Raw genomic sequence first — 14,452 nt, forward strand, 5'->3', positions numbered from 1 at the left:
AGTGTCCGCGACCATGAAAAAGGCACTCATTCTCGTAGGAAGGCGCGTGGGCAAGGCGGTGTAACCGCCGGGCGAAAACCTCCCATGCGCAACACACAGGCTCCCTCGGGGGCCTTTTTTATTGCCCGAAACACGACTAAACGACCAACAACACCCAAATGGCAACGCCCAAGTGGCGACAGTACGGGACCAGACCGATGAGCAACGGACAGAGTGAGCGGCGCGAGATGACGGGCGCCGAAATGGTGGTGCAGGCGCTGAAGGACAATGGCGTCAAGCATGTCTTCGGTTATCCCGGCGGCGCGGTTCTCCCGATCTATGACGAGATCTTCCAGCAGGACGATGTCGAGCACATTCTCGTGCGGCATGAGCAAGGTGCCGGCCATGCGGCCGAGGGCTATGCGCGTTCGACCGGCAAGGCCGGCGTCATGCTGGTGACGTCAGGCCCCGGCGCGACCAATGCGGTGACGCCGCTGCAGGATGCGCTGATGGATTCGATCCCGCTGGTCTGCCTGACGGGCCAGGTGCCGACCTCCTTGATCGGCTCCGACGCGTTCCAGGAATGCGACACGGTCGGCATCACGCGCCCCTGCACCAAGCACAACTGGCTGGTGAAGGACGTCAACGAACTCGCCGCGACCATCCATGAGGCTTTCCATGTCGCGACCACGGGCCGTCCCGGTCCGGTTGTGGTCGACATCCCCAAGGACGTGCAGTTCGCCAAGGGTTTCTACGTCCCGCCGCAAATCGCACCGCGCACCAGCTACCAGCCCAAGGTTCAGGGCGATCTGGAGAAGATCAAGGCCGCGGTCGACCTGATGGCCACCGCCAAGAAGCCGATCATCTATTCGGGCGGCGGTGTCATCAATTCCGGTCCGGAAGCGAGCCATCTGCTGCGCGAACTGGTCGACCTCACCGGTTTCCCGATCACCTCGACGCTGATGGGTCTGGGCGCCTATCCGGCATCCGGCAAGAACTGGGTCGGTATGCTCGGCATGCATGGCACCTACGAGGCCAACATGGCCATGCATGACTGCGACGTGATGATCTGCATCGGGGCGCGCTTTGACGACCGCATCACCGGCCGGCTCAACGCGTTCTCGCCGAACTCGAAGAAGATCCACATCGACATCGACCCGTCCTCGATCAACAAGAACGTACACACCGAGGTGCCGATCATCGGCGATGTCGGCCGGGTGCTGGAGGATATGGTCCGGCTGTGGCGGGCAACCGCCAAGGCCGACAAGAAGGCGCTCTATCCCTGGTGGGAGCAGATCGCCAAATGGCGCGGTCGCGATTCACTCGCCTATAAGATGAACCACGATGTGATCATGCCGCAATACGCCATCCAGCGGCTCTACGAACTGACCAAGGACAAGGACACCTACATCACCACCGAGGTCGGCCAGCACCAGATGTGGGCCGCGCAGCATTATCATTTCGAAAAGCCGAACCGCTGGATGACCTCAGGCGGTCTGGGCACGATGGGCTATGGCCTGCCGGCGGCACTCGGCGTGCAGATCGCGCATCCCGATGCGCTGGTCATCGACATTGCCGGCGACGCCTCGGTGCAGATGACGATGCAGGAGATGAGTGCCGCGGTGCAGTACAAGGCGCCGATCAAGATCTTCATCCTCAACAACCAGTATATGGGCATGGTGCGGCAATGGCAGCAGCTCTTGCACGGCAACCGGCTGTCGCATTCCTACACCGAGGCGATGCCGGACTTCGTCAAGCTGGCGGAGGCCTATGGCGGCCATGGCATACGTTGCGAGAAGCCGGACGAGCTGGACGACGCCATCAAGGAGATGATCTCGGTCAGGAAACCCGTGCTGTTCGATTGCCGCGTGGCGAACCTCGCCAACTGCTTCCCGATGATCCCGTCGGGCAAGGCGCATAACGAGATGCTGTTGCCCGACGAGGCCACCGACGAGGCCGTGGCCAACGCCATCGACGCCAAGGGCAGGGAACTGGTGTAATCGACGGGCCAAGGCAGGGCTTGTCGAAAGAAGCCGTGCGCAAACAAAAAATCAGACCAAGAATTTGAGATCCATGTCATGAACGCACAGCACCTTCAACCGACCGGCTCCGCCTACTTCATCGCCAAGGAAACGGAGCGGCCGGAAAACCACACGCTCTCCGTACTGGTCGACAACGAGCCGGGCGTACTCGCCCGGGTCATCGGCCTGTTCTCCGGACGCGGCTACAACATCGAGAGCCTGACCGTTTCCGAGACGGAGCACGAAAAGCATCTGTCGCGCATCACCATCGTGACGCGCGGCACGCCGCATGTGCTGGAGCAGATCAAGCATCAGCTCGAGCGCATCGTGCCGGTCCACCGCGTGGTCGATCTCACCGTGCGCTCCCATGAATTCGGGCAGGAGCGGCCGCTGGAGCGGGAACTGGCGCTGGTCAAGGTGGCCGGCACCGGCGAGGCCCGGGTCGAGGCGCTGCGGCTGGCCGACGCTTTCCGCGCCAGCGTCATCGACGCCAACACCGAGCATTTCATCTTCGAGATCACCGGCAAGGGCTCCAAGCTCGACCAGTTCATCGCCATCATGAAACCGCTCGGCCTGGTCGAGATCTGCCGCACCGGCGTGGCGGCGATGAACCGCGGCCCGCAGGGCATGTAGGGACGCCACCGCGCAAGGGGGCCGACGCTCACAACGCCTGGTTCGATCGGCGGCCAGGCGCTGGCCTTTGCGTAGCCAGCAATAAGAGACAATAATGCTGACGTATCTGGGAGGATAACATGTCACTCGACGCATTCCTCGCACTGCTCGTCTATGCCCTCGTCACCTCGATCACGCCGGGGCCGAACAACCTCATGCTCTTGGCCTCCGGCGTCAATTTCGGTATCGCCAGAACCGTTCCGCACATGCTTGGCATCAGTATGGGCTTCCTGGTGCTGCTGCTTGCCGTCGGCCTTGGCCTTGGCGCTGTGCTGACGGCGTTTCCGGTGTTGCACATCGGATTGAAGATCGCCGGCGGCGCCTATCTGCTCTATCTCGCCTGGAAGATCGCCATGTCGCGCTCGCTGGCCGGCAAGGGTGAGACGAAGGCGCGGCCGATGCGCTTCATCGATGCGGCGGCTTTCCAGTGGGTCAATCCGAAAGCCTGGGTGATGGCGATCACCGCCATGGCTGTCTATGCCAATGCCGAGCACCCGTTCCTGTCAGTGTTGTTGATCTCGATCGCCTTCACCATCGTCAACCTGCCGAGCGTTTCGATTTGGGCGGGATTCGGCACGGCACTGCGGGGATTCCTGTCGGATCCTGTGCGGCTGAAATGGTTCAACATCGCCATGGGCGTGCTCTTGGCGGCGACGCTGTGGCCGATGCTGAAATAGGTCCCCCAATTGTTCGACGGGCTTCGGCTCGCGGCAATGACCGCACTGCCCACTCATTGTGCAGTGCACATTAAATCTTCGTAATGCCGTGTTTTGGCCCTTTTCCAACAAATGCCTGTCCTATCTATTCGGCGAAATCACGGCAATAAGCCGTGGATTGCGCTAGAATACGACCACCTGACTACGGCGTGTCGGACGGAGAGGCCTTTTTTCGATGCGTGGAAAAGTCATTGTTTCATTGCTTGTCGTCGCCTGTGCGGGCGCGGCCTGGCTCTATCTGTCTCCGGATACGCTAGGCAAGGTTGAGCAACCCATCGGCGCAAAGCAAGTCGTGGCGTCGAACAAGGCGGCAACCGACAAGCAGGCAGCCGGGGGCAAGCAAGGGGCCGGCGGAGGTGGCGCCCGTTCGGCCTCGATCGTTTCGGCGACGGCAACGACGGCCGACTTCCCGATCCGGCGCTACGCCATCGGCTTCGTCTCCTCACCCGCCGTGGTCAGCATCAACGCGCGGGCCTCCAGCCAGATCGTGTCGATCGACGTCAAGGACGGGCAGATGGTCAAGGCCGGCGACACCCTGTTCTCGCTAGACGACCGGGCGCTCAAGGCGCAACTCGCCAAGGACCAGGCCACGCTCGCCAAGGACCAGGCGCTGCTTGCCAGTTCGAATTCCGATCTTCAGCGCGCCAAGGACCTTGTCGCCAAGCAGGCCGGAACGCAGCAGACCTATGATCAGGCTGTAGCCGCACAGAAGGCGGCGGCCGCGACCGTCGATGCCGACAAGGCGACGATCGACGCGGACAATGTCCAGCTTGGCTTTGCCACCATCACGGCGCCGATCGCGGGCAGGCTCGGTGCGGTCAACGTTGCCGTCGGTGATCTGGTGACCACCAGCAATGGCAACAGCAGCACCTCGACACCGCTGGTGACCATCACCCAGATGGACCCGTTGCAGGTCAACTTCAACCTGCCGGAAAGCAATCTTGCGCTGTTGCACAAGGCGCTTGCCAATCCGCAGCAAGGGGCAGTGACGCTGACCAAGGACGGCGAGCCGACGCCGATCGGCAAGGGTACGCTCGATTTCGTCGATTCCAGCGTCGATACCGCCTCGGGCACGATCGCCACGCGGGCGAGCATACCGAACTCGGATCTTTCGCTGTGGCCGGGCCAGTATGTGAATGTCGTCCTCGACGCCGGCATCATGCCGCAGATGACCTCCGTTCCCACCGTCGCGGTCCAGCCCAGCCAGAAGGGCCCGTTCGTCTATGTGGTCAAGCCGGACAACACGGTCGAGATGCGGCCGGTGCAGGTCGCGCTGACCGAAGGCCAAAACAGCGCCATCAGCCAAGGCCTCAAAGCCGGCGAGAAAGTGGTCACAGAAGGCCAGACCAGGCTGAAGGATGGCGCCGCCGTGCACGAAGGCACCGCGGCCGCCGCGCCCAAGGTGGCCGAAGCAACCAACGCCGGCGAGGCGGCCCGATGATTTCCGAATTCTGCATTCGCAGGCCCGTCGCCACCCTCCTGATGTCGTTCGCCCTGGTGCTGGCCGGACTCTTCGCCTACAAATTCCTGCCGGTGGCAGCACTGCCCAGCGCCGAATTCCCGGTGGTCAACGTCTCGGCTTCACTGCCGGGCGCCTCGCCGGAAACCATGGCGACATCGGTGGCGACGCCGCTGATCAAGCAGTTCGCGACCATCGCCGGCATTGATTCCATTTCGACTACGAACTCGCTCGGCCAGACCTCGATCGCCATCCAGTTCGTGCTCAACAGGGATATCGACGCCGCGGCGGCGGATGTGCAGGCGGCGATCGCGCGAACGCAAAAATCGCTGCCGCCGCAGATGACGTCGCCACCCAGCTATCGCAAGGTCAATCCGGCCGATGCGCCGATCCTTTTGATGTCGCTGGTCAGCGACACGGTTCCGCTGACCGACCTCGATGCCTTTGCCGAGAACGTCATCTCGCCGTCGCTGTCGACCATCGACGGCGTGGCGCAGGTCTCGATCTTCGGCCAGCAGAAATATGCCGTTCGCATCCAGATCGATCCGACGGCGCTTGCCGCGCGCGGTATCTCGATCGATCAGTTGCAGGCGGCGGTTGCATCGGCCAACAGCAATACGCCGCTAGGCGTGCTGCAGAACAACAAGCAGCAGCTGACCATCACCGCCAACACCCAGCTGACCGACGCCGCGGGCTTCTCCAACCTCATCATCGCCACCAAGAACGGCCATCCGGTGCGGCTGGGCGAGGTGACCCGTGTCGTCGATTCGGTGCAGACCACCACGACGGCGAGCTGGTATGACGGCACGCGCGCGATCATCATGGCCGTGCAGCGCCAGCCCGATGCCAACACTGTCGACGTCGTCGACAAGGTCAAGGCGATGCTGCCGTCCTTCCAGGACCAGATGCCGGCCGCTGCCCAGATCAAGCTGCTCAACGACCGCTCGACCTCGATCCGCCAGGCGGTCGACGACGTCCAGTTCACGCTGCTGTTGACCATCGCGCTGGTGGTGATGGTGATCTTCGTGTTCCTGCGCCGGGTGACGGCGACCATCATCCCGGCAGTGGCGGTGCCGATCTCGCTGATCGCCACGCTCGCTGCGATGTTCCTGTTCGGCTTTTCCATCGACAACATATCGCTGATGGGCCTGACGCTGGCGGTGGGCCTCGTCGTCGACGACGCCATCGTCATGCTGGAAAACATCTTCCGCCACATGGAGGAGGATGGGTTGTCGGCCTTCGACGCGTCGCTGAAGGGCGCGCGCGAAATCGGCTTCACCATCATCTCGATCTCGATCTCGCTGGTGGCGGTGTTCATCCCCGTGCTTCTGATGGGCGGTGTCATCGGGCGCATCTTCAACGAGTTCGCCGTGGTGGTGACGGTCGCCATCCTGGCATCGATGTTCGTGTCGCTGACGCTGACGCCGATGCTGTGCTCGCGGCTCTTGTCGGTCACCAAGGCCGATCGCGAGGCACACGCCCCTGGCCACAAGCACGACCTCATCACACGCGGCTACGACCGGGTTCTGAGCTTCTGTCTGCGCCACACTTTCCTGGTGTTCCTCGTCTTCATCGGCACCGCGGCGGCGTCGGTATGGCTGATCGAGATCTCGCCGAAGGGCTTCTTCCCGCAAGAGGATATCGGCCAGATATCGGTGACCACCATTGCGCGCCAGGACATCTCGTTCGACGCCATGTCGAAGCTGCAGGGGCAGGTGGCCAGCGTCTTCTCGCACTCGCCCTATGTCGACCATGTTGCGTGGTCGGCGGGCAGCGGCAACAACGCGCTCAACCAGGGGCAGCTCTTCGTCCAGCTCAAGGGCAAGGACCAGCGTCCCGATATCGAGAAAGTGCTTTCGGATCTGCGCAAGCAGCTGGCCGGAGTGGCGGGTATCGAAACCTACATGCAGCCGGTGCAGAATTTGAGGCTGGGTTCGCGGTCGTCGGCCAGCGCCTACCAGTTGGTGGTTCAGGGCCTCGATACCGTCCAGACCGATATCTGGGCGCAGAAACTGAATGACGCGATGGCGGCCGACCATGCGACCTTCACCGACGTCACCAGCGACCTGCAGAACAATGCGCTGCAGGCATCGCTGGTGGTGGATCGTGACAAGGCTGCCCAGCTCGGCATCGATACCGACACGCTGCGCTCGGCCCTCTATGGCGGCTTCGGCACCGACCAGGTCTCGACGATCTTCGGTTCGGCCGACAGCTACGAAGTGATCACCGAGCTCGACCCAAAGATCGAATGGTCGCCCGAGCGGATGCTCGCCATCCAGATGCGGACGGCGAGCGGCAGTCTGGTTCCCCTTGGCGCCTTCGCCCGCGTCGATCGCACGGCGGGCGCCCTGACGGTCAACCAGCTCGGCCAGCTTCCGGCCGTGACCATCTCCTACAATCTGCCGCAAGGTGTGGCGCTTGGCGACAGTACGGCTCGCATCAGCGCGCTGAAGGAGCAGATCGGCATGCCAACGGCGATCTCGACTTCCTTCGCCGGCACGGCAAAGACCTTCCAGGATTCGCTAGCCAATCAGGGCCTGCTGGTCGGCGGCGCGATCCTGACCATCTATATCGTGCTCGGCATTCTGTACGAGAGCTTCATCCACCCGCTGACCATCCTCACCGGCCTGCCGTCGGCGGTGCTGGGCGCCGTCGTTGCCTTGCGCTTCGCCGGCATGGATCTGTCGGTTATCGCGGTGATCGGCATTCTGATGCTGATCGGCATCGTCAAGAAGAACGGCATCATGATGGTCGACGTCGCGCTCGAATTGCGACGAGAGGGCATGTCGGCCAAGGACTCCATCCACAAGGCCTGTCTGATGCGTTTCAGGCCGATCATGATGACGACGCTGGCGGCGCTGATGGGCACGTTCCCGATCGCGCTCGGTACCGGCGCCAGCGCCGAACTGCGCCAGCCGCTGGGCGTCGCCGTTGTCGGCGGCCTGCTGGCTTCGCAGGCGCTCACCTTGTTCGTGACACCGGTGATCTACGTCTACATGGAGAATTTCTCGGGCTGGCTCGCCGGGCTCATGCCGAAGCGCAAGGCCGAATTGCATGCGGTCGACAATCCCGAACAGCCCTCGCTGTTCGGGATCAACGACGACATCCCGGCCGAGCCGCAGAAGACGGCCGCCGAATAGCCGGCCAGCAGGCGCTGATTTTCGCTGGCCCAAGCCGTCATGCTTGCGGCCGGCTAGTCGGGACCGTAATTTGCGGCCATGTCCCATGATCATGACCACGACAACGAGCTCGATCCGTTTGCCGCCCGCGTGCGGGCGCTGGAGACCATCCTGACCCGCAAGGGGCTGATCGATCCGGCTGCGATCGACGTTATCGTCGATACCTACGAGACCAAGATCGGCCCGCGCAACGGCGCCAGGGTGGTGGCAAAGGCCTGGAGCGATCCTGCCTATGCGGATTGGCTCAAGCGCGACGCGACGGCGGCGATCGAATCGCTGAGCTATACCGGCCGCCAGGGCGAGCACATGCAGGCGGTGTTCAATACGGCTGATACGCACAACCTCGTCGTCTGCACACTGTGCTCCTGCTATCCATGGTCGGTGCTCGGCCTGCCGCCGGTCTGGTACAAGGCGCCGCCCTATCGGTCGCGCGCGGTGATCGATCCGCGCGGCGTGCTCGAGGAATTCGGGCTGACGCTGCCGGCCGCCACCAAGATACGCGTCTGGGATTCGACGGCGGAACTGCGCTATCTCGTCGTGCCGATGCCGCCGGCCGGCACCGAAGGCTGGAGCGAGGAGCGGCTGGCGGAGCTGGTGAGCCGTGACGCGATGATCGGCACGGCGCTCGCCCAGGAACCGCAACAAACGAGGCAGCCGGCATGAACGGGCCGCAGGATCTCGGCGGACAGATGGGGTTCGGGCCGGTCGCGCCCGAAAAGGACGAGCCTTATTTCCACGCCGACTGGGAAAGGCGGGCGCTGGGTGTGACGCTGTGCGCCGGCGCCATGGGCGCCTGGAACATCGACGAGAGCCGGCACGCGCGGGAATCGCTGCATCCGGCCGACTATTATTCCTCCAGCTATTACCAGATCTGGATCAAGGCGCTGGAAACCCTGCTCAAGCGCCATAGTTTCGTCAGCGAACGCGATCTCGATGCGGGCGAAGCGATCGATGCGGCGGCGACCCCGAAACGGGTGCTGAAGGCAGAAAATGTGCCTGCCGTGCTGGCCAAGGGCGGTCCCTGCAACCGGCCGATGGCAGAGCCGGCGCGGTTCAACGCCGGTGACGCCGTGCGGACGAAGAACTTCAACCCGACCGGCCACACAAGGCTGCCGCGCTACGCGCGCGACAAGCGGGGCAGGGTCGAGGCGGTGCGCGACGGCTTCGTCTTTCCCGACAGCAACGCGCATGGGCAAGGCGAAAACCCGCAATGGGTCTATACCGTGGTTTTCGACGGCACGGAGATCTGGGGCGAGGGGGCGGATCCGACCCTTGTTGTCTCGATCGATGCCTGGGAGAGCTATCTTGAGCCTGCCTGACGCGGCCGATACCGATTCTCCCGCCAGCCTCGATGCGCCGGTTTTTGCGGAGCCCTGGCAGGCCGAGGCGTTCGCCATGACGGTGGCGCTGCACGACAAGGGCCTGTTCTCCTGGAGCGAGTGGGCGGATGCGCTTTCGACAGAGGTGAAGAAGCCGGGTTCTGCAGCCGACGGTCATGACTATTACGAGCATTGGCTGGCGGCGCTGGAAAGCCTGCTTGCGTCAAAGGGGCTGGCCGGCAAATCCGATGTCGATGCGATGGCGCAGGCCTGGGAACGCGCCGCGCACGCCACGCCGCACGGCAAGCCGATCCTGCTGGAAAACGATCCGCATGCCGCGAGGTGATCACGGGCGGAACTGTGTTTGTTCCCTTTACGTTCCTGTTTGCGCCTGATAATCTGGGTGCGGGGAGTTAGCCGCTGTCTGTATCGATGGTGGCGCCTATCTTGTCTTTCCCTCTCGAATCCGGTCACACGATCAGATGGAATTCTCACCCCAACAGGACGAGGCGCTGCAAGCGGTCGCCCGCTGGCTGCAGGCCGGCAAGCCGCAGCTGTTCAGGCTGTTCGGCTATGCCGGCACCGGCAAGACGACGCTGGCGCGCTATTTCGCCGAACATGTCGACGGCCAGGTGCAGTTCGCCGCCTTCACCGGCAAGGCCGCCCAGGTTCTGCGCTCCAAGGGTGCGGTCAATGCCCGCACTATCCATTCGCTGATCTACAGGCCCAAGGGCGAGGAATCGGTAGAAGACGAGGTGACGGGCAAGACCTCGATGTCGCCGACCTTTTCGCTCAACCGGCAGAGCCCGATCTCGCGCGCGAAACTGGTCGTCATCGACGAATGTTCGATGGTCGACGAGCAGCTCGGCCGCGACCTGATGAGTTTCGGCACGCCGATCCTGGTGCTGGGCGATCCCGGCCAGCTGCCGCCGATCTCGGGCGGCGGCTTCTTCACCGATCACGAGCCCGACTTCCTGCTCACCGAAATCCACCGGCAGGCGCGCGACAATCCGATCCTGCGGCTGGCGCTCGACGTGCGCGAAGGCCGCGAATTCATGCGCGGCGACTATGGTACGGCGCAAGTGATCGGCAAGGAAGACGTCACCCAGGAACTGGTGCTGAAGGCGGACCAGGTGCTGGTCGGGACCAATCGCACGCGCCGCCGCTACAATCAGCGCCTGCGCGAGCTCAAGGGCTTCAACGCCGACTACCCCCAGGCCGGCGACAAGCTGGTTTGCCTGCGCAACGACCCGGCCAAGGGCCTGCTCAACGGTTCGCTGTGGAAGGTGATGACCTCGTCGCGCGAGACGGTGAAGCCGGGGATCAATCTTCTTGTGTCGCCGGAAGAGGACGATCCGGATCGCGGCGTCGCCAAGATCAAGCTGCTCAAGGCGGCGTTCGAGGATCCCGACGCCGATATCCCCTGGCAGCAGAAGAAGCGTTTTGATGATTTCGACTACGGCTATGCCTTGACCGTGCACAAGGCTCAGGGCTCGCAGTGGAACGAAATCGTGCTGTTCGACGAAAGCTGGGCCTTCAAGGAAACGCGCCAGCGCTGGCTTTACACCGCGATTACGCGGGCCGCCGAGCGATTGACTATTGTCCGATAGAGTTACGACGCCGGCTTCTCTCGCACGCCGACCTGCCGGACCCCAAGCCATTCCCAGGCCTCGGCTTCGTCGTCAGCGTCGAAATGGCGGAATTCGATGGGCGACGACGTGGGCAAGGCGTGTCGCGCGTCCGATGTCCAATCCGGCATGCCGATCGCCGCGCAGCGGCCTATATGTTCCAGTGCATGGACGGCGCCCTGCTTCAGGGTCTCGTCGGAGATGTCGGCCCAGTCGACGCCATCGTGATCGACGATTCGCACGGCCACATCGATCCGCTGATGCAGCGCGTAGGCCGCCTCCAGCAGGCCGAACAGGTTTTCCGCATCGGCCGCCGAGACATGACCGACCACGTCGATGGCGAACAGGTCGTCGCGATCAGTGTCGATGCGACGGATCGTCGGCACGGATTGCAGGAAATTCACGAGTGGGCCTCCTTGCGCAAGACAGCGTTGGTCTTCTGGAACACCGGAAACCTCTATCTGTTCCCATCAAAGGCGCTATAGATGCCGGATCTCAAGCGCGCCGCGGCTGAACGGACAAGGTGTGGCGCGTGCTAACCGCCTGATTTCACGGACACCAGACATGCCCGCAAAGCTTTCCGTCAACCTCAACGCCATCGCCATGCTGCGCAACCGACGCGACCTGCCATGGCCCAGCGTCACCGGCATCGGCCGGCTTGCGCTTGCCGCCGGGGCGCATGGGCTGACCGTGCATCCGCGTCCCGACGAACGTCACACGCGGCATTCCGACCTGCCCGAGATCCGGGCGCTGATCGATGATGAGTTCCCGCAGGCGGAATTCAACATCGAAGGCTACCCGAGCGAGGATTTCCTGGAGCTTGTGGAAAAGCATCAGCCCGAGCAGGTGACGCTGGTTCCCGATGATCCGGCGCAGGCAACCTCCGACCATGGCTGGAACTTCGTCGCCGATGCGGCGTTGCTGGCGCCGATCGTCAGGCGCCTGAAGAAGGGCGGCTTCAGGGTGTCGCTGTTTTCCGACGCCGATCCCGCCGGCATGACAGCCGCGCGAGACACTGGCGCCGACCGGATCGAGCTCTATACCGGCCCTTATGGCAGCTATCATTCCGACTCCGCAAAGGCCGCCAAAGAGCTGGAAAGATTGGGAAAAACCGCCGACGCAGCATTTGCTGCCGGCCTCCAGGTCAATGCCGGGCACGATCTGACAGTGGCCAATCTGCCGGCTCTGGCCAAGCGCATTCCGGCATTGGCCGAAGTGTCAATCGGGCATGGGTTGACAGGCGACGCGTTGGAGTATGGCATGGCCGGCACGGTGGGTCGGTTTCTCAGAGCCTGCGGTTGGTAGGGGTAGAGTTTCGCCTTGCAGGTATGGCAGCCATAGCGTGCAACTGACATCGCATCGCAGCATGCGTGAAGCACCGAGCGCTCGTCGGGGAGTGGTCTATGGACCTTGCCAGTCGCGATAGCGAGGCCGAAACCGTCGAGCAATCGAGCCATTCCGGGGCCGAACAGCACAGCACCAAGGTTCTTATGCTGGGTGCGCTCGGCGTTGTCTATGGCGATATCGGCACCAGTCCGATCTACGCTTTCCGTGAGGCGCTTCACGCTTCGCCCGGTATCGATACGCGCGCTCAGGTGCTTGGTGTACTGTCGCTGATCGTCTGGGCGCTAACGATCATCGTGACGATAAAATATGTCGCCTTCGTACTTCGCGCCGACAATAAGGGCGAAGGCGGTACGTTATCGCTGATGTCGCTGGCGCGAACCGCCTATCCCAAAGGTGCGCGACTTATTCTGGCGATCGGCCTTTGCGGCGCGGCGTTGTTTTTCGGCGATTCGATCATAACGCCGGCCATCTCCGTGCTGTCGGCGGTCGAAGGCCTCAGAGTGGTGACGCCGACGCTGGACGCCTACGTCGTGCCAATCACGCTGATCATCCTGGCCATCCTGTTCTCGGTGCAGCGCTTCGGCACGGGAAAGGTGGCGGCGGTGTTCGGGCCGGTGACCGCACTGTGGTTCCTGGCTATCGGCGTAGCAGGGCTCTATCACCTGATGGACGATCCATCGATCCTGCTGGCCATCAATCCCTATTACGCGGTCGCCTATCTCGCCAGCACACCCACGGCCGCCTTTGTCACTGTCGGCGCGGTGTTCCTGGCGGTGACCGGGGCCGAGGCACTTTATGTCGATCTCGGCCATTTTGGACGCAAGCCTATCGTGTTGGCGTGGTTTTCCGTGGTTTTCCCATGCCTGCTGCTCAACTATTTCGGGCAAGGTGCTTTTGTGCTGGCCAATGGCGGGAGGCCAACCAATCCATTCTTCCAGATGCTGCCTGACTGGGCACTGATGCCGATGGTGGGGCTGGCGACGGCCGCAACCGTCATCGCTAGCCAGGCAGTCATATCAGGTGCTTTTTCGCTGACCCGCCAGGCGGTACAGCTCAACCTCCTGCCACGCATAGAAGTGCAGCATACGTCCGAAATGCAACTCGGCCAGATCTACATGCCCCGCGTCAATCTGCTCATCTCCCTGGGGGTGATGCTGCTGGTCGTCGGTTTCGGCAGTTCGAGTTCGCTGGCTTCCGCCTACGGCATCTCGGTAACCGGCGAAATGCTGATGACGACGATCCTTTTGTTCGTCGTCATGCGCAAGCTGTGGAAATGGAGGCTGGCGGTCGCGCTGCCGCTGACATTGCTGTTCGGCATCATTGACAGCGGCTTTTTCCTGGCAAACATCGTAAAGATATTCGAAGGCGGCTGGGTGTCGATCACGGTTGCCTGCCTGATGGGGCTGATCATGTGGACCTGGATACGCGGCACGCGCTATCTGTTCGACAAGACCCGCCGCAACGAGATCCCGCTCGATTTTCTTGCCGCCAATCTGCTGAAGAAGAAGCCGCACCTGGTGCCAGGCACGGCTGTGTTTCTGACCAGCGATCCCTTGAGTGCACCGACAGCGCTGATGCACAGCCTGAAGCACTACAAGGTGCTGCATGAGCAGAACGTCATCCTTTCGGTGGTGACGGCGCCACAGCCGGTGGTATCAGACAGCGACCGGGTCAAGATGGAGACGGTCAACGAGCTGTTCATGCGGGTAACGCTGACCTTCGGCTATATGGAACAGCCCAACATTCCGCGCGCGCTGGCGATCTGCCGCAAGCGGGGCTGGAAGTTCGACATCATGACGACATCGTTCTTCCTGTCGCGGCGTTCGCTCAAGGCCTCGCCCAATTCCGGCATGCCGGTGTGGCAGGACAGGCTGTTCATCGGCCTGGCCCGCACGGCGGCCGATGCAACCGAATATTTCCAGATCCCGACCGGACGTGTCGTGGAAATCGGCACGCAAGTCGCTATTTAAAGGCTGATACGGCAGCTTTTATGGGCGCCAGCCATGCCCCGTGGCCGCGAATTCAGCCCGCGACCATTGGATTATAGGCCATTTCCCAAGGAGCCTAGCGTTGCCAACATGGGAGCCATCACGCTACGGCACTTGATATTGCATTGCAGCAAGCGTAGAGCA

At 62.7% G+C, this 14,452-nt stretch carries 12 protein-coding genes; 11 read left to right on the plus strand and 1 reads right to left on the minus strand.

All coding sequences use genetic code 11. From position 1 onward, the window contains the following. The first annotated feature begins 197 nt into the window (after positions 1-197). From JG747_RS17685 to JG747_RS17725, 9 genes are all read left to right on the plus strand, one after another. Positions 198-1,979 carry an acetolactate synthase 3 large subunit gene (locus JG747_RS17685; RefSeq protein WP_202359701.1) on the plus strand — a complete coding sequence of 594 codons (1,782 nt, stop codon included), beginning with the start codon at positions 198-200 and terminating at the stop codon, positions 1,977-1,979. 78 nt (positions 1,980-2,057) lie between these two features. After that, positions 2,058-2,633 (plus strand): acetolactate synthase small subunit, encoded by a 576-nt coding sequence (gene ilvN / locus JG747_RS17690; RefSeq protein ID WP_013894763.1) that lies wholly within the window; start codon positions 2,058-2,060, stop codon positions 2,631-2,633. A 119-nt stretch (positions 2,634-2,752) separates the two neighbouring features. After that, on the plus strand, positions 2,753-3,349 hold the full coding sequence (locus JG747_RS17695) for a LysE family translocator (protein WP_038647636.1): 597 nt from the start codon (positions 2,753-2,755) through the stop codon (positions 3,347-3,349). A 214-nt stretch (positions 3,350-3,563) separates the two neighbouring features. Continuing rightward, positions 3,564-4,829: an efflux RND transporter periplasmic adaptor subunit gene (locus tag JG747_RS17700; protein ID WP_202359702.1), complete on the plus strand. Its 1,266-nt coding sequence runs from the start codon at positions 3,564-3,566 to the stop codon at positions 4,827-4,829. After that, positions 4,826-7,987 (plus strand): efflux RND transporter permease subunit, encoded by a 3,162-nt coding sequence (locus JG747_RS17705; protein ID WP_202359703.1) that lies wholly within the window; start codon positions 4,826-4,828, stop codon positions 7,985-7,987. Before JG747_RS17700 ends, JG747_RS17705 begins: the two co-directional genes overlap by 4 nt. A 78-nt stretch (positions 7,988-8,065) precedes the next feature. Next, positions 8,066-8,689, plus strand: a complete 624-nt coding sequence (gene nthA, locus JG747_RS17710; RefSeq protein ID WP_202359704.1) for a nitrile hydratase subunit alpha — start codon at positions 8,066-8,068, stop codon at positions 8,687-8,689. Then, on the plus strand, positions 8,686-9,345 hold the full coding sequence (gene nthB, locus JG747_RS17715; RefSeq protein WP_202359705.1) for a nitrile hydratase subunit beta: 660 nt from the start codon (positions 8,686-8,688) through the stop codon (positions 9,343-9,345). Before nthA ends, nthB begins: the two co-directional genes overlap by 4 nt. Continuing rightward, positions 9,314-9,691, plus strand: a complete 378-nt coding sequence (locus JG747_RS17720) for a nitrile hydratase accessory protein (RefSeq protein ID WP_446720593.1) — start codon at positions 9,314-9,316, stop codon at positions 9,689-9,691. Before nthB ends, JG747_RS17720 begins: the two co-directional genes overlap by 32 nt. A gap of 136 nt (positions 9,692-9,827) precedes the next feature. Further along, the gene (locus JG747_RS17725) at positions 9,828-10,955 is read left to right on the plus strand and encodes an ATP-dependent DNA helicase (protein ID WP_010910153.1); all 1,128 of its coding nucleotides are present in this window, start codon (positions 9,828-9,830) and stop codon (positions 10,953-10,955) included. A 2-nt stretch (positions 10,956-10,957) separates the two neighbouring features. Here the strand turns inward: JG747_RS17725 and JG747_RS17730 are convergent, their stop codons facing one another. Continuing rightward, the gene (locus tag JG747_RS17730) at positions 10,958-11,377 is read right to left on the minus strand and encodes an STAS/SEC14 domain-containing protein (RefSeq protein ID WP_038647625.1); all 420 of its coding nucleotides are present in this window, start codon (positions 11,375-11,377) and stop codon (positions 10,958-10,960) included. A 160-nt stretch (positions 11,378-11,537) separates the two neighbouring features. Here JG747_RS17730 and JG747_RS17735 point away from each other — a divergent pair, with 160 nt between their 5' ends. Further along, a complete protein-coding gene (locus JG747_RS17735; RefSeq protein WP_202359707.1) occupies positions 11,538-12,278 on the plus strand; it encodes a pyridoxine 5'-phosphate synthase in 741 nt (246 codons plus the stop codon). Positions 12,279-12,376: 98 nt separating this feature from the next. Next, entirely contained in the window at positions 12,377-14,290 is a 1,914-nt protein-coding gene (locus tag JG747_RS17740) for a potassium transporter Kup (protein ID WP_019858984.1), read from the plus strand. Positions 14,291-14,452 lie beyond the last annotated feature (162 nt).

The sequence above is a fragment of the Mesorhizobium sp. 131-3-5 genome, assembly GCF_016756575.1.
Taxonomy (GTDB): Bacteria; Pseudomonadota; Alphaproteobacteria; order Rhizobiales; family Rhizobiaceae; genus Mesorhizobium; species Mesorhizobium jarvisii.